Origin of the sequence: Pseudomonas sp. 3MA1 (genome assembly GCF_029237275.1) — a bacterium.
GTDB classification, from domain to species: domain Bacteria; phylum Pseudomonadota; class Gammaproteobacteria; order Pseudomonadales; family Pseudomonadaceae; genus Aquipseudomonas; species Aquipseudomonas fluorescens_AP.
In genome coordinates, this window is the sequence record NZ_JAACFX010000006.1 from 97461 (window position 1) to 114555 (window position 17095).

The 17095-nt window shown below is 63.3% G+C and carries 15 protein-coding genes; 10 read left to right on the plus strand and 5 right to left on the minus strand.

Going from position 1 to position 17095, the window contains the following annotated elements:
- Positions 1–370: 370 nt before the first annotated feature.
- The 5 genes from GWQ44_RS17830 (at position 371) to GWQ44_RS17850 (ending at position 5834) form a co-directional block, all read left to right on the plus strand.
- Complete coding sequence (locus tag GWQ44_RS17830) at positions 371–1420, plus strand: YCF48-related protein (protein WP_179596268.1); 1050 nt, start codon at positions 371–373, stop codon at positions 1418–1420.
- A 32-nt stretch (positions 1421–1452) separates the two neighbouring features.
- The gene (locus GWQ44_RS17835) at positions 1453–3828 is read left to right on the plus strand and encodes an RND family transporter (RefSeq protein WP_275927915.1); all 2376 of its coding nucleotides are present in this window, start codon (positions 1453–1455) and stop codon (positions 3826–3828) included.
- Positions 3829–4043: 215 nt separating this feature from the next.
- The gene (locus tag GWQ44_RS17840) at positions 4044–4337 is read left to right on the plus strand and encodes a DUF5629 family protein (protein ID WP_016964638.1); all 294 of its coding nucleotides are present in this window, start codon (positions 4044–4046) and stop codon (positions 4335–4337) included.
- Positions 4324–5499, plus strand: a complete 1176-nt coding sequence (locus GWQ44_RS17845) for a lactonase family protein (protein ID WP_016964637.1) — start codon at positions 4324–4326, stop codon at positions 5497–5499. The genes GWQ44_RS17840 and GWQ44_RS17845 overlap by 14 nt, the downstream gene beginning before the upstream one ends.
- Positions 5500–5654: 155 nt before the next feature.
- Positions 5655–5834, plus strand: a complete 180-nt coding sequence (locus GWQ44_RS17850; RefSeq protein WP_042940919.1) for a hypothetical protein — start codon at positions 5655–5657, stop codon at positions 5832–5834.
- Between the two features lie 173 nt (positions 5835–6007).
- Here GWQ44_RS17850 and GWQ44_RS17855 read toward each other — a convergent pair whose 3' ends face one another.
- From GWQ44_RS17855 to GWQ44_RS17865, 3 genes are read right to left on the minus strand one after another with little or no spacing between them, the layout of a single operon-like run.
- Complete coding sequence (locus tag GWQ44_RS17855) at positions 6008–6487, minus strand: YbaK/prolyl-tRNA synthetase associated domain-containing protein (protein WP_016964635.1); 480 nt, start codon at positions 6485–6487, stop codon at positions 6008–6010.
- A 16-nt stretch (positions 6488–6503) separates the two neighbouring features.
- Positions 6504–7262, minus strand: coding sequence for a TSUP family transporter (locus tag GWQ44_RS17860; RefSeq protein WP_016964634.1), 759 nt, complete (start codon positions 7260–7262; stop codon positions 6504–6506).
- 4 nt (positions 7263–7266) lie between these two features.
- A complete protein-coding gene (locus GWQ44_RS17865; RefSeq protein WP_275927916.1) occupies positions 7267–8469 on the minus strand; it encodes a TauD/TfdA family dioxygenase in 1203 nt (400 codons plus the stop codon).
- Here GWQ44_RS17865 and GWQ44_RS17870 point away from each other — a divergent pair.
- Both GWQ44_RS17870 and GWQ44_RS17875 read left to right on the plus strand, forming a co-directional pair.
- Complete coding sequence (locus GWQ44_RS17870; protein ID WP_042941071.1) at positions 8463–9383, plus strand: LysR family transcriptional regulator; 921 nt, start codon at positions 8463–8465, stop codon at positions 9381–9383. The genes GWQ44_RS17865 and GWQ44_RS17870 overlap by 7 nt on opposite strands.
- 88 nt (positions 9384–9471) lie before the next feature.
- Positions 9472–9597 carry a hypothetical protein gene (locus tag GWQ44_RS17875; RefSeq protein WP_016965043.1) on the plus strand — a complete coding sequence of 42 codons (126 nt, stop codon included), beginning with the start codon at positions 9472–9474 and terminating at the stop codon, positions 9595–9597.
- A gap of 72 nt (positions 9598–9669) precedes the next feature.
- Here GWQ44_RS17875 and GWQ44_RS17880 read toward each other — a convergent pair whose 3' ends face one another.
- Both GWQ44_RS17880 and GWQ44_RS17885 read right to left on the minus strand, forming a co-directional pair.
- Positions 9670–12768, minus strand: coding sequence for an efflux RND transporter permease subunit (locus GWQ44_RS17880; protein WP_275927917.1), 3099 nt, complete (start codon positions 12766–12768; stop codon positions 9670–9672).
- A gap of 10 nt (positions 12769–12778) precedes the next feature.
- Positions 12779–13933, minus strand: a complete 1155-nt coding sequence (locus tag GWQ44_RS17885; protein WP_016965041.1) for an efflux RND transporter periplasmic adaptor subunit — start codon at positions 13931–13933, stop codon at positions 12779–12781.
- 202 nt (positions 13934–14135) lie between these two features.
- Between GWQ44_RS17885 and GWQ44_RS17890 the strand changes: the two genes are divergently transcribed.
- The 3 genes from GWQ44_RS17890 (at position 14136) to GWQ44_RS17900 (ending at position 17090) form a co-directional block, all read left to right on the plus strand.
- Positions 14136–14837 (plus strand): response regulator transcription factor, encoded by a 702-nt coding sequence (locus tag GWQ44_RS17890; protein WP_016965040.1) that lies wholly within the window; start codon positions 14136–14138, stop codon positions 14835–14837.
- Between the two features lie 4 nt (positions 14838–14841).
- Complete coding sequence (locus tag GWQ44_RS17895) at positions 14842–16155, plus strand: ATP-binding protein (RefSeq protein WP_047304724.1); 1314 nt, start codon at positions 14842–14844, stop codon at positions 16153–16155.
- A gap of 122 nt (positions 16156–16277) precedes the next feature.
- Positions 16278–17090 (plus strand): crotonase/enoyl-CoA hydratase family protein, encoded by an 813-nt coding sequence (locus GWQ44_RS17900; RefSeq protein WP_275927918.1) that lies wholly within the window; start codon positions 16278–16280, stop codon positions 17088–17090.
- The last annotated feature ends 5 nt before the right edge of the window (positions 17091–17095 follow it).

Genomic DNA, 17095 nt, shown 5'->3' on the forward strand with positions numbered 1-17095 from the left:
AACGGCGGGGGCAGGGGATGCATGCGCTGGATCAGTCTTTGGTCGCGTGACCGCAGGCCAGGGTCAAACAAGCCGTGAACGCAACGGGCGCTTGGTCGCTGTTGGGGGCGTTGAGCCGTGGTGCCCGCGGGTATCGATCAGCCAAGCGAATGCCCGAGCATTCAGGCGCCTGACCAGGCGCGCTGATTAACAAAAGATAACGTGGCGTTGATTGTCAGACCTTTCCAAAGCCCGATAGGATAGCCCGCAGCCAAAGGGGCTCTAGATTGCAGGTTTCAGGACGATCGTCGCGGTCGATCCAGGCCAGGCAAACCCCGGAAGGCGCCCTGAGAGGTCAAGTGACCTGACAATAATAATGGGGGAATGGTCTATGAGTGAGCCTGTCATGGGCGTGGTTGTTGGCCGCCCGCCGGCGCTGCGCACGTTCGCACTGCTGGCTACAGCGCTCTCGCTGTTGGGTGTCGTGACGCTGTCGACACCGGTCCTGGCCGCTGCCACCGCAGCGGATACAGTCTTTTCCATCGAATCGCCCAAAGCGGCGAAAAGCCTGATGCTCGATGTGGTCCACGCCGGCAAGCGCCTGGTGGCAGTGGGCGATCGCGGGCACATTCTCTATTCCGACGATCAGGGGGCGTCCTGGGTCCAGGCCAAGGTGCCCACCCGGCAGTTGCTGACGGCGGTGTACTTCGTCGACGACCAGCATGGATGGGCGGTGGGCCACGATGCCCAGGTCCTGGCCAGCAGCGACGGCGGTGTCACCTGGACCCGGCAGTTCCAGGACCTCAAGCGTGAAGCGCCGTTGCTCGATGTCTGGTTCAAGGACACTCGCAACGGCTTTGCCGTCGGTGCCTACGGCGCCTTGCTGGAAACCACCGACGGCGGCCAGCACTGGGAGGACGCCAGCGACCGCCTGGACAACGAAGACCAGTACCACCTCAACGCCATCGCCGAGGTCAAGGACTCCGGCCTGTTCATCGTCGGCGAGCAGGGCAGCATGTTCCGCTCGGCCGATGGCGGGCAGACCTGGGAGCGCCTCGAAGGCCCCTATGAAGGCTCGCTGTTCGGCGTGATCGGCACCGGCCAGCCGGCGACCTTGCTGGTCTATGGCCTGCGCGGCAACCTCTATCGCTCCACGGATTTTGGCGGCACCTGGCAACAGGTGGAGCTGAAAGCTGCCCGTGGCGCCCTGGAGTTCGGTCTGTCAGGCGCCACCTTGCTGGACGACGGCTCGCTGGTGATCGTCGGCAACGGCGGCAGCGTGATCCGCAGCACCGACCACGGCCAGACGTTCAGCGTGTTCAACCGCCAGGACCGCATCTCGTTGTCGGCGGTGACCGCCGCCGGCAATGGCAAGCTGATCCTGGCCGGGCAGGGCGGGGTGCGGGTTGCCGCAGCCAGCGGCGCTGAACTCGGCCAGTAGGCCGGGCACATAATAAGAAGGTGGGGAATTCCATGAGCAGTCATCACCAGGACAAGGCGAACTTTCTCGAACGCCTGATTTTCAACAACCGCCCGGCAGTGATCCTTATCTGCCTCTTGGTCAGCGCTTTCCTGTTCTGGCAAGCGACCCTGATCCGCCCGTCCACCAGTTTCGAAAAGATGATCCCGCTCAAGCACCCGTTCATCGAACGGATGATGGAGCACCGCAACGACCTGGCCAACCTGGGCAACACCGTGCGCATCTCGGTGGAGGCCCGTGACGGCGACATCTTCACCAAGGAGTACATGGAGACGCTGCGGCAGATCCACGACGAGGTGTTCTACATCTCCGGCGTCGATCGCTCTGGGCTCAAGTCGCTGTGGAGCCCCAGCGTGCGCTGGACCGAGGTGACCGAAGAAGGCTTTGCCGGTGGCGAGGTGATCCCCCAGAGCTACAACGGCTCGGCCGAGAGCCTCGACAAGTTGCGCAACAACGTCCTCAAGTCCGGTCAGGTCGGGCGCCTGGTGGCCAACGATTTCAAATCCAGCATCGTCGACATTCCGTTGCTGGAGTCCTACCCGGACCCGCAGGACCAGGGCAAGCTGCTGGCCCTGGACTATCAGAAGTTCTCCCATGAGCTGGAAGAAAAGATCCGCGACATGTTCGAGGCGCAGAACCCCAATGTGAAGATCCACATCGTCGGCTTCGCCAAGAAGGTGGGCGATCTGATCGATGGCCTGATCATGGTGGTGATGTTCTTCGGCGTGGCCTTCATCATCACCCTGGTGCTGTTGTACTGGTTCACCTGGTGCATCCGCAGCACCATCGCGGTGCTGATCACCACCCTGGTGGCGGTGGTCTGGCAGCTGGGGTTGATGCACGCCTTCGGCTTTGGCCTGGACCCGTATTCGATGCTGGTGCCGTTCCTGATCTTCGCCATCGGCATTTCCCACGGGGTGCAGAAGATCAACGGTATCGCCTTGCAGTCCAGTGACGCCGACAACGCCCTGACCGCGGCGCGGCGTACCTTCCGCCAACTGTTCCTGCCGGGGATGATCGCCATTCTCGCCGACGCCGTGGGCTTCATCACCTTGCTGATCATCGACATCGGGGTGATCCGCGAGCTGGCCATCGGCGCCTCCATCGGTGTGGCGGTGATCGTGTTCACCAACCTGATCCTGCTGCCGGTGGCGATTTCCTACGTCGGCATCAGCAAGCGCGCCATCGAACGCAGCAAGAAGGACGCCTCCCGCGAGCATCCGTTCTGGCGCCTGCTGTCGAACTTTGCCAGCCCCAAAGTGGCCCCGATCTCCATCGCCCTGGCCCTGGTGGCCTTCGGCGGCGGCCTCTGGTACAGCCAGAACCTGAAGATCGGCGACCTCGATCAGGGCGCGCCGGAGCTGCGTCCCGACTCGCGCTACAACAAGGACAACAACTTCATCATCAGCAACTACTCCACCAGTTCCGACGTGCTGGTGGTGATGGTCAAGACCGCGGCCGAAGGCTGTTCGCGCTATGAGGCCATGGCGCCGATCGACGAGCTGATGTGGAAGATGCAGAACACCGAGGGCGTGCAGTCGGCGATCTCCCTGGTGACCGTGTCCAAGCAGATGATCAAGGGCATGAACGAGGGCAACCTGAAATGGGAAACCCTGTCGCGCAACCCCGATGTGCTCAACAACTCCATTGCCCGGGCCGACGGCCTGTACAACAACAACTGCTCCCTGGCGCCGGTGCTGGTGTTCCTCAACGACCACAAGGCCGCGACCCTGGACCGCGCGGTGCATGCGGTGCAGGAATTCGCCAAGGAGCACAACAGGGACGGCCTGGAGTTCATCCTCGCCGCCGGTAACGCCGGGATCGAGGCCGCCACCAACGAGGTGATCAAGGAGTCCGAGCTGACCATCCTGATCCTGGTGTACATCTGCGTGGCCGGCATGTGCATGATCACCTTCCGCTCCTGGGCGGCGACCCTGTGCATCGTCCTGCCGCTGGTGCTGACCTCGGTGCTGGGTAACGCGCTGATGGCCTTCATGGGCATCGGCGTCAAGGTGGCGACCTTGCCGGTGGTGGCGCTGGGGGTGGGCATCGGTGTCGACTACGGCATCTATATCTACAGCCGCCTGGAAAGCTTCCTGCGTGCCGGCCTGCCGTTGCAGGAGGCCTACTACCAGACCCTGCGTTCCACCGGCAAGGCGGTGCTGTTCACCGGCCTGTGCCTGGCCATTGGCGTGTGCACCTGGATCTTCTCGGCCATCAAGTTCCAGGCCGACATGGGCCTGATGCTGACCTTCATGCTGCTGTGGAACATGTTCGGTGCCCTGTGGCTGCTGCCGGCCCTGGCGCGGTTCCTGATCAAGCCGGAGAAGCTCGCCGGGCAGAAGGGCAACTCGCTGTTCGCTCACTGATCCAGGCGTTTTCAACACTCAGCCGCGCCCTCGGGTGCGGCTTTTTCATGCCTGGTCTTCCGCGTGCAGACCTTGGCCCAGCAAGGCATTGCGAGGTTCCTTCGGCAGTGCCCGCAGGTCGCACCGGCGGCGAGTGATGACCGGGCGCAATACGGGCCCGATCCTTGGCCGCCGATCAGCTATGATTGCGCCTTTCCAATTGATGATTGATCGCTATGACCGCTGCTACCGACACCTTGCTCACCGCCCTTGAAGCCTGCGACATGCTGGAAATCGACGGCCTGCACGCCTTCGACTTCACCCTCGACGAACAGCGCCTGCTGATCGAGTGCATGGATGGCCGCGCCGCCAAGCGCTGGAGCTTTACCCTGGCCCAGGTGCAGGCCGCGACTTTTGATCAGGCGCTGCAGAGCTGGACCCTGGTCGCTGATTCCGGCGAGCACCGCCTGGTGTGCATGAGTGCGTTCAGTGCCCGCGACGAAGAGGAGGGTGAACATGAAGATGCGTAATTTCTGGCCGCTGCTGATGGCCGGCAGTGTTGGCGCCATGGCGGTCCAGGCGGCGCCCGCGGACAGCCAGGAGTTCCTGGTGGGCTCCTACACCCAGGGCCAGAGCCAGGGCCTGTATCGCCTGCATTTCAACGAGCGCACCGGGCTGATCGATGCCAAGCCGCTGCAAGTGGTGAAGAGCTCCAACCCGTCCTGGCTGACCCTGTCCAAGGACCTGAAGTTCGTCTTCGCGGTGAATGAAAACAGCCCGGGGCAGAGCGACCCCATCGGCCGTGTCAGCAGCTACAGCCTGGCGCCCAAGACCCATCAGCTGAGCCTGATCAACCAGGTGCAGAGCCAGGGCAACGAGCCCACGCACTCCAGCCTGAGCGCCGACGGCAACTACCTGTTTGTCAGCAACTATTCGGTGGACGTGGATCCGGGCGGCAGCCTGGCGGTGGTGCCGGTCAGCGATGACGGGCATCTGTCGCCGGTGGTGCAGCTCACCAGCCATCCGGCCAGCCGGGTCGACCCCGAGCGCCAGCAGTCGGCCCACGTGCATTCGTCGGTGTCGTCCCCGGACGGCCGGTTTGTGTTCGCCAACGACCTGGGCGCGGACAAGATCTTCGTCTACCGCTATGACCCCAAGGCCAACCCTGAACATCCGCTGACGCCCGCCGAACCGGCCTTTGTCCAACTGCCCCCGGGCAGCGGCCCGCGCCATCTGCTGTTCAGTGCCGACGGCAAGCGTGCCTACCTGACTTTGGAGATGAGCGCCCAGGTGGCGGTCTTCGACTATCAGGACGGCAAGCTGACCCAGCGCCAGCTGGTTGATCTGGCGGCCAATGGCAACAAGGAGAAGAAGGCCGCGGCAGCCTTGCACGCCTCCAAGGACGGTCAGTACCTCTACGTCAGCAACCGTGGCACTGCCAACCAGTTGCTGGTGTTCGCCATCGATCAGAGCAATGGCCAGCTCAAGGAGATCCAGCGCCGTTCCGTGGAAGGCGATCACCCGCGGGAATTCAGCCTCGATCCGAGCAACCGCTACGTGCTGATCGGCAACCAGAAGAGCAATGAAATCGTGGTGATCGAACGCGATGCCAAGACCGGTTTCCTCGGCAAGACCGTGCAGAAACTGCCCTTCGAAGCCCCCAGCGACATCAAGTTCCTGGTGCGTCAATAGACCGCAGGCCCCGGTATCCGGGGCCTGACTGCTTCTATCAATGACGCTGATAATGGCTACTGCTGCAAAGCATTTTTTCCCGCCAACCCTCGGGAGTAAGTTTGCTCCACAGCCCACACGGGCAAGCAAGCCAACTGAATCCGAGGGTTATACCGATGAACTTCAATCTCTTCTCCGTGATCGCCGCTTCCGCCATTTCCGCCAGCGTGGCCTTGCCCGCCAGTGCCAACGTGGAAATCAGCCAGAAGAAATCCAGCACCAACACCTACACCCAGAAATACCTGCAACAAAGCGCCCACTTCTACGCCGCCCTGGATCACAAGAACCACGGCTGATCGGCTCGCTTTGCGCCTGGGCTGGCGAGCCGGCTGGCATGTCCAGGGCGATATCTACCTGGCCCTGGAGCCACTGAGTTCCTCGCACCCGCGCCCAATCCGGCATGGCTTGCCGACCTTGTGATCGACAAGGTCGGCTCCATGTCATGGGAGGGCGCAAGGGGAAGGTTTGCTCAGGCCTGGCTGATGTCCAGCAATCGAGGCATGGCAATCGCCAGATAATCCTGCGTATCGAGCACCATCGACGCATCCAGCCGTCCCGCGTTGAAGGCTATCTCTGCGTAGCCTGTGGTCAAGGCCGGATCGACGATCAATTGAATCCGCTCATCGAAAACAAAAGGAGGGATGGCGCCGATCCGGCACCCGGTCAGTTCCATGGCGGTTTCGGCCTTCACCAGTTCGGCTTTTTTTCCGCCCAGGGCCGCTCCGACTTTCTTCATGTCCAGCTTCTGGTCGCCCGGCAGTATCACCAGGGCATAGGGGCCTGCCTGCCCCTTGAGGGAGCAAAGCATGGCCTTCGCGCCTTGGCCGGGCTCGGTGCCACGGATTTCGGCGACGCGCGCCGACTGACCCTCGGCATCGTGCATCAACACCCGGTAGGAGGCTGAGCGCGCATCGAGTAGTGCCACGAGGCGATCGAACATGGGATGCATGGGGTTTTCCTCTGGTTTACAGGAGCATGTCGTAGGACAGTTTGCTGATCAGAATCACCAGCAACACCAGGAATAGAGCCCGGACAAAGGGCACGCCCTTATGAACGGCCAGCCAGGTACCAGTGAGCGCGCCCAGGATGTTGAATGCCGCCATGGGGATTGCGATCAGGTAGAGCACGTTACCCGTTGGGATGAAGAACATGAGTGCCGCTACGTTGGTCGCGATGTTCACCAGCTTGGCCGATGCCGAGGCATGCAGAAAGTCGAAGGCGAAGCAGCGGATAAACAGGAAGATCAGGAAGCTGCCAGTGCCGGGACCGAACAGGCCATCGTAGAAACCGATGGCGCCGCCGATGACGATCGCCAGCAGTTTTTCCTTGGTACCGATGCGCACGGGTTTGTGCAGGGCGCCGAAATCTTTCTTCCAGAAGGTGTAGATCGCCATCAGTACGATCAACACCAGCACCGCCGGCCGGATCATCGACTGCGGTACGAACGACACCGTGGCGGCGCCGAAGAAGGCCATGACAAAGGCCGCGCAGGCGGCGGGGATCACAAGCCCCCAGTTGATCACCACCTTGCGCACGAAGGACCGGGCCGCGAATGTGGTGCCGCAGGCGGCCGCGACCTTGTTGGTACCCAGCAGCGCCGCCGGTTGAGCGGTGGGGAGCACGTTGAATAGCGCGGGAATCTGGATCAGCCCGCCGCCGCCCACCGCCGCATCGATCAGGCCGGCGGCGAAGGCGAACACGCAAAGAATGACAATATCGACCATGAAATCAGGCTCTGCCTATGTAGGGTTGATGAGGGGCCAGCGGCACCACGCGTGCCGGATCATTGACCCCGAAGACCCGCAACATCCAGCGATCACGGCCGTCGTAGCGGGGTGTAAAACCATCCCGGGCGTGCAGGGTTTGCTGGTTCTTGAAGATCAGCATGTCCCCTGGTTGCAGCAGTATGTGGTGCACGACATCGGGATGATCGGCGGCGGCGGCGAACAGTTGGAGGGCAAACTGCGCATTGGCGCAGGTCGCTTCGACACTCGCTTTGTTGTAGCGGCAATACAGGCCACCGGTTGCGCTTCTGTACAGCAAGGGGACGTTTTCCAGCACATTCCCCTGTTTGCCGAAGGAGGCCGGTCGGCGAACGCTGAAGTTCGGTCGTGACAATTCCTCTTCGACGCAGGCCGGCAGAATGGCCAGCACCTCGTCAATGGCGACGATGCGCGTCGGCACATCGAGCTCGCAGCGCAGGCCGGTCAGGGACAGGTACTCCGGACAGGCCGACAACTGCGAGACGGGTTCGCAGGTCAAAGGCAGGTGAGGGTTGTCGACGTGCATGCCCAGATCCGCGCGCGAGCCATAGGAGCTCTTTTCAGTCTCTCGCTTGTGCTTGGGCGATACATGACGGAACACGGTGTCGTGGCTTTCACCCTCGTAGGCCAGTGGACGGGTTTGCAGAGTTTGCAGCACGGACAAAATAGCCCCGGCCAGCGTCGGCACGTTCTCGATACCTGGTTCCAGGTCATAGGGCGTGGCCGGCAGTTGCGGGTCCAGCGGCAGCCCCCTGACGATCATCGCCACGTCACGGGCCTGTGGAAAATTGCGTAGCTGCTGGATTTTTTCCGGGCACAGGACACTTTCCAGCAACAGCCCCAGGGCCGGCATGTGGCGGATACCCGAGGCACTATCGGTCACATCCAGCGATGCCAGACCGGCCTGAAGTGTGCGTTGTTCTTCGAGCGACAGATGAATTTGCGGTATCTCCCGTCGGGTCGAAGTCACTGATTTTTTTTCCAGCCATTCATAAGTGGCTTCATCAACACAAGCTGCGGCTTTACCGATTACTTCATCCAGCTTTGACACGTCCTTGCGCTCCAGTTTGCCCCATCCTTGTGGGTTGAGCGGGAAGGTTAACGGAAGGGCCTTTTTTTGTGTTGCAATGCCGCGTTGTGAAAAATGCAATGAGGTGGACAGTGGCATTGAATATGTTGGGGGAACTTGAAGCCTTCGCGACCGTGGCTCGCAAGCGCAGCTTCGTCGCCGCGGCACGGGCTCTGGGGCGCTCCCCCAGCGCTCTGACCCGTGCCGTTCAAGCCCTGGAGGAAAGTGTGGGGCTCAAGTTGTTCAATCGCTCGTCCAATGCCGTGAGCCTGACCGAGGCGGGTGAATGCTTATTGCCCCACGCGCACAAAATGCTCGACCTGCAACGTGAGGTGGACGAAGACCTGTCTGGTCTCAGCGGCCTGGCCTCCGGTTGGATCCGTTTTTCCGCCCCCGAGTTTCTCGGACAAGGGGTATTGCCCCGGCTGATCGCGCAATACTGCGAGCGTTATCCAGACGTTAATATCGATGTGATTTTCACCGATGAGATCATCGACCCGGCCAAGAGCAAGCTGGATTTCTCGATTCGCGGCGCTTTTCCACAATCCAGTGACTTGATCGGCTTTGCGCTCTGGAGTTACTCACGTTATCTGTACGCCAGCCCCGGCTACCTGGAGCGCAACGGCATGCCCGACTCCATCGAGGCACTGGAGTCGCATTCGCTGATCCTGCATACGGCGCCACGGATTCTCAAGGAGTGGAATTTTCGCAGTGAGGAGCAGGCCATCAGCTTTCGGGTTCATCCCAAGTTTCGTTTCAGCTCCGGTCTGGCGGTATTCCAGGCAGCCCTGGCGGGCGTCGGGATCGCCCGCTTGGCGGATTGGATGGCGGAGCCTGAAGTGGCAGCGGGGCGCCTGCGCCGGGTTTGTCCTGAGTACAAGCTCACCTCCAGCAGCGGTGAGAGCCCACAGATGCACGCGGTGTACCCGGCCGGAAATTTGCCGCTGCGGGTGAAGGCATTGCTGGAGATGATCCGCGACTTAGGTGAAAGCCTGGAATGTAAACGCGGCTAAGCACTCATTTTGCGTGGCGGTGGCACATAGCCATGTGTTTAAATTTGACGCTGAATTATTGACTCTTTCCCGAGCAAGGATCGAAAGCATGCTGACGCGTCTGGCTGTGGTTCTGCTGTTGCTCTATTCCACCCCCATCCTGTCTTCTGCCCAGCCTGTAGAAGGTGAGCCAGAAACCTCTCGCGAGCGTTTGACCAGCCTGTTGCAGGACTGAGGTTCGAGGTTGGATTGAGCGTGGCAATCAAGGAAGGAACGGGTCCCGGAATCGGGACCCGTTTGTCTGGGGTCAGTCCTTGGACGAACCGCGCTTGACCAGTTTCATCACCACCACGAAGAACACCGGGACGAAGATCACCGCCAGGGTCGCGGTGATCATGCCGCCGATCACGCCGGTGCCGATGGCCTGCTGGCTGGCGGAGCTGGCGCCGGTGGCGATGGCCAGGGGCACTACGCCAAGGATGAAGGCCAGGGAAGTCATGACGATCGGCCGCAGGCGCAGGCGCGCGGCCTGCACCGTGGCGTCGATCAGGTCGTGGCCTTCGTCGTACAGGCTCTTGGCGAACTCGATGATCAGGATCGCGTTCTTCGCCGACAGGCCGATGATGGTGATCAGGCCGACCTTGAAGAACACGTCGTTGGGCATCCCGCGCAAGCTCACCGCCAGCACCGCACCCAGCACCCCCAGGGGCACCACTAGCAGCACCGAGGTCGGAATCGACCAGCTTTCATACAGCGCCGCCAGGCACATGAACACGATCAGCAGCGACAGCCCCAGCAACAGCGGCGCCTGACTGCCCGAGAGGCGTTCCTGCAAGGACAGACCGGTCCACTCCAGGCCCAGGCCGGCGGGCAACTGGCTCACCAGCCGCTCGATTTCCTGCATGGCCTCGCCGGTGCTGTGCCCGGGTGCCGGCTCGCCGGAAATGGCGATGGCCGGGTAGCCGTTGTAGCGGGTCAGCTGGGCCGGGCCCAGGGTCCAGCTGGCGCGGACGAAGGCTGACAACGGCACCATCTTGCCGGCGCTGTTGCGCACCTGCATCCGCAGCAGATCCTCGACCTGGCTACGCTGGTCGCCCTCGGCCTGGACCACCACCCGCTGCATCCGTCCCTGGTTGGGAAAGTCATTGATGTAGGCCGAGCCCAGGGCGGTGGACAGCAGGTTGCCGATGTCGGCGAAGGACACGCCCAGGGCGTTGGCCTGCTTGCGGTCCACTTCCAGCTGCACCTGGGGTGCTTCGGCCAGGGCGCTTTCGCGGACGTTGGCCAGGATCGCGCTCTTTTCCGTGGCAGCCAGCAGCTCGCTCCGGGCCTGCATCAGCGCACCATGGCCGACACCGCCGCGGTCCTGCAGACGGAACTCGAAGCCGCTGGAGGTGCCCAGGCCGTCGATCGGCGGCGGCAGCACGGCGTAGACCACGGCGTCCTTGAGCGCGCTCAGCGCCGCGTTGGCCCGGTCGGCGATGGCCATGGCCGAGTCGTCGCTGCCCCGTTGCGACCAGTCCTTGAGGGTGGTGAAGGCCAGCGCCGCGTTCTGTCCGCTGCCGGAGAAACTGAAGCCGAGGATGATGGTGCTGTCGCCCACGCCCGGCTCGCCGGCGTTGTGCGCTTCGATCTGCTCCACCACCTTGACCGTGCGGTTCTGGCTGGCGCCGGGCGGCAGCTGGATATCGGTGATGGTGTAGCCCTGGTCCTCCACCGGCAGGAAGGAGGAGGGCAGGCGACTGAACAGCAGCGCCATGATCGCCAGCAGCGCGATGTAGATCAGCAGGTAGCGGCCGGTGCGCTTGAGGGCGTAGCTCACACCGCCCTCGTAGCTGTTGCTCAGGCGTTCGAAGCGCCGGTTGAACCAGCCGAAGAAGCCCTTGCGCTCATGGTGCTCGCCCTTGGCAATGGGCTTGAGCAGGGTGGCGCACAGGGCCGGGGTCAGAGTCAGGGCGAGGAACGCCGAGAACAGGATCGAGGTGGCCATGGACAGGGAGAACTGCTGGTAGATCACCCCCACCGAACCCGGCATGAAGGCCATGGGAATGAACACCGCCACCAGCACCAGGGTGATGCCGATGATGGCGCCGGTGATCTGCTTCATCGCCTTGCGCGTGGCTTCCTTGGGCGACAGGCCCTCGCTGGCCATGATCCGCTCGACGTTCTCCACCACCACGATGGCGTCGTCCACCAGGATGCCGATGGCCAGCACCATGCCGAACATGGTCAGCACGTTGATCGAGAACCCCAGGGCCAGCATGGTGGCGAAGGTGCCCATCAGCGCCACCGGCACCACCAGGGTCGGGATCAGGGTGTAGCGGATGTTCTGCAGGAACAGGAACATCACCAGGAACACCAGGGCCATGGCTTCCACCAGGGTGTAGATCACCTTGGTGATCGAAACCTTGACGAAGGGCGAGGTGTCGTAGGGGATCTTGTATTCCACCCCGGCCGGGAAGTAGCGCGACAGCTCGTCCATCTTGGCGCGGATCAGGGTCGCGGTGCTCAGGGCGTTGGCCCCCGGAGACAGCTGCACACCGACCGCGGTGGACGGCTTGCCGTTCAGGCGCGTGCCGAACTGGTATTCCTGGCTGCCGACTTCCACCCGCGCCACATCGCCGATGCGCACGGTGGAGCCGTCCGGGTTGGCCCGCAGGACGATGTCGGCGAACTCCTCGGGAGTGGTCAACTGGCCCTTGACCAGAATGGTCGCGGTGATTTCCTGGCTGGACGGGTTGGGCAGGTCGCCGATGCTGCCGGCCGGCACCTGGGCGTTCTGCGCCGCCACCGCGGCATTGACGTCCGCCGGCGTGAGGTTGAAACCGACCAGCTTCTGCGGGTCGACCCAGATCCGCATGGCCCGTTCGGCGCCGTACAGCTGGGCCTTGCCGACGCCATCGACGCGACGGATCTCGTTCATCACGTTGCGCGCCAGGTAGTCGCTGAGGCCGACATTGCTCAGGCGCCCGTCGTTGGACGTCAGGGTGATCAGCAACAGGAAGCCGGCGGACACCTTCTCCACCTGCAGGCCTTGCTGGGTCACGGCCTGGGGCAGGCGCGGCTCCACCGCCTTGAGGCGGTTCTGCACATCGACCTGGGCCAGCTCCGGGTTGGTGCCGGGCTGGAAGGTGGCGGTGATGGTGGCGCTGCCCAGGCTGCTCTGGGAGGAAAAGTACAGCAGGTGATCGGCGCCGTTGAGCTCCTGCTCGATCAGGCTGACCACCGATTCGTCCAGGGTCTGCGCCGAGGCACCCGGATAGACCGCGTAGATCTCGATCTGCGGCGGCGCCACGTTGGGGTACTGCGCCACCGGCAACTGGGGAATCGCCAGGGCGCCACCCAGGAGGATGAAAAAGGCGACCACCCAGGCAAAGACCGGGCGGTCAATAAAGAATTGCGGCATGTCGTACTACCTACTGGCCAGGGGGCTGGGCGAGTGCAAGGGGAGTGGCGTCGATCTGCACCTGCTCGCCGGGACGGGCGTGCTGCAAGCCTTCGACAATGACTCGGTCACCGGGCTTGAGGCCCTCGGTGACGATCCAGCGGTCTTTCTGCACCCCGCCCAGTTGCACCGGGTGCTGCACCACGCGGTTCTCGGCATCCACCAGCAGTACCTGGGCGATGCCGGCGCTGTCACGCTGGATGGCCCGTTGCGGCACGCTGATGCCCTGTTGGTTGACGGCCTGCTCCAGGCGCACCCGCACGAAGCTGCCCGGCAGCAGGTCGAGGTCCGGGTTGGGGAACTCACTGCGCAGGATGATCTGCCCGGTGCCCGGGTCGACGCTGATGTCGGCGAACAGCAACTTGCCCGGCAACGGGTAGAGGCTGCCGTCGTCCTGGATCAGGGTGGCCTTGGCCTGGTCCTTGCCGACCTGCTGCAACTGCCCGGCGCGCAAGGCCCGGCGCAGTTCGTTGAGCTCGCGGGTGGATTGGGTCAGGTCGGCGTGGATCGGGTTCAACTGCTGGATCAGCGCCATGGGAGTGGATTCGTTCTGGCCCACCAGGGCGCCTTCGGTGACCAGGGCGCGGCCGACACGCCCGGAAATCGGCGCGGTGACGGTGGCGAAGTCCAGGTTGAGCTTGGCGCGCTTGACCGCGGCCTGATTGGCCGCCACCTCGGCGTCGGCCTGGCGCCGTGCTGCCCGGGCGTTGTCGTATTCCTGGCCGCTGATGGCCTGGTCGGCGATCAGCTTGGCAAAGCGCTGCTCCTGCAGGCGCGCCTGGAAGGCGCTGGCCTCGGCCTTGCTCAGGTTGGCCCGGGCGCTGTCCAGGTCGGCCTGGAAGGGCGCCGGATCGATGCGGAACAGCACATCGCCCTGCTTGACGTCGGAGCCTTCGCGGAAGGTCTGTTTCAGCACCACACCGGCCACCCGGGCGCGCACTTCAGCACTGCGTGGCGCGGCGATGCGTCCGCTCAATTCGCTGGTGATGGACAGGGCCTGGCTCTGCACCGTCTCGATCCGCACGGTGGCGGTCGGTGGTGCCTGTTCGCCTTCGGTCTTGCTGCAGGCGCTCAACGCCGTCGCCAGAACCAGCAGGCAGAGTGGCGCGAGGAGTTTATTCGACATGCTGATACCCCAATAATGACCTCGGCATGCTAAGGGCATGGGTCAAGGCCCGCTGTGAAGCTGTGTAGGTGCTGTGTGAAAAAGTGTGAAGCGGGCGCGCTTGCGCGCAGAGTGTTGTATATCCTTGGCGCCTTGCTGCTGTTGCCCGGTGCTCTATAAGGAACGCCGCTACTCCGTATTTCTTCAATAAAGACTCCTTGTCATGCCCAATATTCTTCTTGTCGAAGACGACACCGCGCTCTCGGAGCTGATTGCCAGCTACCTGGAGCGCAATGGCTATCAGGTCAGTGTGATCAGTCGCGGCGATCAGGTGCGCGAACGGGCCAAGGCCAGTCCGCCGGACCTGGTGATCCTCGATCTGATGCTGCCGGGCTTGGATGGTTTGCAGGTCTGTCGCTTGTTGCGCGCCGATTCGGCCACCTTGCCGATCCTGATGCTGACCGCCCGCGATGATAGCCATGATCAGGTGTTGGGTCTGGAAATGGGCGCCGACGACTATGTGACAAAACCTTGCGAACCGCGAGTGCTGCTGGCCCGGGTGCGTACCCTGTTGCGCCGCAGCAGCCTCGGCGAGCCGCAGACCGCCAGCGACCAGATCCTCATGGGCAACCTGTGCATCGACCTGTGCGAGCGCACCGTGACCTGGCGCGAACAGTTGGTGGAGCTGTCCAGTGGCGAGTACAACCTGCTGGTGGTGCTGGCCCGGCATGCCGGCGAAGTGCTGAGCCGCGACCAGATCCTCCAGCGGCTGCGGGGCATCGAGTTCAACGGCACCGACCGCTCGGTGGACGTGGCCATTTCCAAGTTGCGGCGCAAGTTCGACGACCACGCCGGCGAAGCGCGCAAGATCAAGACCGTCTGGGGCAAGGGCTACCTGTTCAGCCGCTCCGAGTGGGAATGCTGATTCCATGCTGCGCATCCTGGTCCGGCTGTACCTGATCACCATCGTCGCCTTCAGCGCGGCGATCTACCTGATTCCGGACCTGGTGATCAAGGTCTTCCACGAGCGCTTCGTGGATTACAACCTGGAACAGTCCCGCGGCCTGCAAGGCTTGATCGTCAAGCAGTTCCGCGCCGTTCCCGCCGCGCAGTGGCCGGATCTGGTCAAGGAAATGGACCAGGAATTCCATCCGCTGCAAGTGGCCCTGGTACGCATCGACGACCCGGATTTCAGCCCTTACGAACGCGAGCGCCTGGCCCGCGGCGAAAAGGTGGTGCGCCTGGGGGACTGGGGCTGGCGCACCCTGGCGGTGTCGCCGCTGGACGAGCAACTGGCGGTCAAGCTGGTGGTGCCGCCGGATCCGCTGGACGTCAACCTGCTGTACTGGAGCATCAACGTGCTGATCGTCGCGGTGCTGCTGGCCTGCCTGCTGCTTTGGGTCAGGCCGCACTGGCGCGATCTGGAGCGCTTGAAGCGCACTGCCGAGCGCTTCGGCAAGGGCCACTTGAGTGAACGCACGCAACTGCCCGGCAGTTCCAACATCGGCAGCCTGGCCCATGTCTTCGACACCATGGCCGGGGACATCGAGCAGCTTCTCAACCAGCAGCGGGACCTGCTCAACGCCGTGTCCCATGAGCTGCGCACCCCCTTGACCCGGCTGGATTTCGGCCTGGCCCTGGTGCTCTCCGACGATCTGCCGGCGGCCAGCCGCGAGCGCCTGCAAGGGCTGGTGGCGCATATCCGCGAGCTGGATGAACTGGTGCTGGAATTGCTGTCCTACAGCCGCCTGCAGAACCCGGCCTGCCTGCCGGAGCAGGTCGAGGTGTCCCTGGACGAGTTCATCGACAGCATCCTGGGCAGCGTCGACGACGAGCTGGAGTCGGACCTGGTCATCGATGTGCTGCTGCACGGCACCCTGGAGCGTTTCACCCTGGACCCGCGGCTCACCGCCCGGGCCCTGCAGAACCTGCTGCGCAACGCCACCCGCTACTGCGAGAAACGCATCCAGGTCGGGGTGCTGGTCAGCGACGAGCGCTGCGAGATCTGGGTGGACGATGACGGCATCGGCATTCCCGACGCTGAGCGCGAACGGGTGTTCGAGCCGTTCTATCGCCTGGATCGCAGCCGCGACCGCTCCACCGGCGGTTTTGGCCTGGGGCTGGCCATCAGCCGCCGCGCCCTGCAAGCCCAGGACGGCACCCTGACCGCCGAGGCCTCGCCCCTGGGCGGCGCACGTTTTCGCCTGAGCCTGCCCCGGCCGCAAGGGGCGAAAGCCCACTGACTTCAAGAGCACGCGCCAACCCGCAGCCAGTCCCGCTTTTGGCCAATGCGCTGGCTTACGGGGCGGCGACGCCACTTGCTATAGTTCGGCCCTCATTTTCCGCCCAGTAAAGGATCACTGCCATGTCCGAATACCAAGCCTTTCGCGTCGAACTCGCTGACAACATCGCCCATGTGCAGATCAACCGCCCGGAAAAGATCAATGCCATGAACGCTGCGTTCTGGAGCGAGATCGTCGAGATCTTCCGCTGGATCGACGACACCGACGCGGTGCGGGTGGTGGTGCTCAGCGGCGCCGGCAAGCACTTTTCCTCAGGCATCGACCTGATGCTGCTGGCCGGGGTGGCCAACGAACTGGGCAAGGACGTGGGCCGCAACGCGCGCCTGCTGCGGCGCAAGATCCTGCAACTGCAATCCTCCTTCAATGCCGTGGACAACTGCCGCAAGCCGGTGCTGGCGGCGATCCAGGGCTACTGCCTGGGCGGCGCGATCGACCTGATCAGCGCCTGCGACATGCGTTACGCCGCCGATGACGCGCAGTTCTCGATCAAGGAAATCGACATCGGCATGGCCGCGGATGTCGGCACACTGCAACGTTTGCCGCGTATCATCGGCGACGGCATGTTGCGCGAGCTGGCCTACACTGGGTGCACCTTCGGTGCCGAGGAAGCGCGTCACATCGGCCTGGTCAACCGCACCTACCGCGATGCCGCCAGCCTGCTGGACGGGGTCATGGAGATTGCCCGGGAGATTGCCGCCAAGTCGCCGATCGCGGTCAGCGGCACCAAGGAAATGCTCAGCTACATGCGTGACCACCGGATCGACGACGGCCTGGAATATGTCGCCACCTGGAACGCCGCGATGCTGCAATCCACCGACTTGCGTGTGGCCATTGCCGCCCACATGAGCAAACAGAAACCCGAATTTCTGGATTGATTGAC

Bases quoted from the DNA above. Each gene is read 5' to 3' on its own strand.
- GWQ44_RS17830 (WP_179596268.1), top strand. From the start codon at position 371: ATGAGTGAGCCTGTCATGGGCGTGGTTGTTGGCCGCCCGCCGGCGCTG.
- GWQ44_RS17835 (WP_275927915.1), top strand. From the start codon at position 1,453: ATGAGCAGTCATCACCAGGACAAGGCGAACTTTCTCGAACGCCTGATT.
- GWQ44_RS17840 (WP_016964638.1), top strand. From the start codon at position 4,044: ATGACCGCTGCTACCGACACCTTGCTCACCGCCCTTGAAGCCTGCGAC.
- GWQ44_RS17845 (WP_016964637.1), top strand. From the start codon at position 4,324: ATGAAGATGCGTAATTTCTGGCCGCTGCTGATGGCCGGCAGTGTTGGC.
- GWQ44_RS17850 (WP_042940919.1), top strand. From the start codon at position 5,655: ATGAACTTCAATCTCTTCTCCGTGATCGCCGCTTCCGCCATTTCCGCC.
- GWQ44_RS17855 (WP_016964635.1), bottom strand. From the start codon at position 6,487: ATGCATCCCATGTTCGATCGCCTCGTGGCACTACTCGATGCGCGCTCA.
- GWQ44_RS17860 (WP_016964634.1), bottom strand. From the start codon at position 7,262: ATGGTCGATATTGTCATTCTTTGCGTGTTCGCCTTCGCCGCCGGCCTG.
- GWQ44_RS17865 (WP_275927916.1), bottom strand. From the start codon at position 8,469: ATGCCACTGTCCACCTCATTGCATTTTTCACAACGCGGCATTGCAACA.
- GWQ44_RS17875 (WP_016965043.1), top strand. From the start codon at position 9,472: ATGCTGACGCGTCTGGCTGTGGTTCTGCTGTTGCTCTATTCCACCCCC.
- GWQ44_RS17880 (WP_275927917.1), bottom strand. From the start codon at position 12,768: ATGCCGCAATTCTTTATTGACCGCCCGGTCTTTGCCTGGGTGGTCGCC.
- GWQ44_RS17885 (WP_016965041.1), bottom strand. From the start codon at position 13,933: ATGTCGAATAAACTCCTCGCGCCACTCTGCCTGCTGGTTCTGGCGACG.
- GWQ44_RS17890 (WP_016965040.1), top strand. From the start codon at position 14,136: ATGCCCAATATTCTTCTTGTCGAAGACGACACCGCGCTCTCGGAGCTG.
- GWQ44_RS17895 (WP_047304724.1), top strand. From the start codon at position 14,842: ATGCTGCGCATCCTGGTCCGGCTGTACCTGATCACCATCGTCGCCTTC.
- GWQ44_RS17900 (WP_275927918.1), top strand. From the start codon at position 16,278: ATGTCCGAATACCAAGCCTTTCGCGTCGAACTCGCTGACAACATCGCC.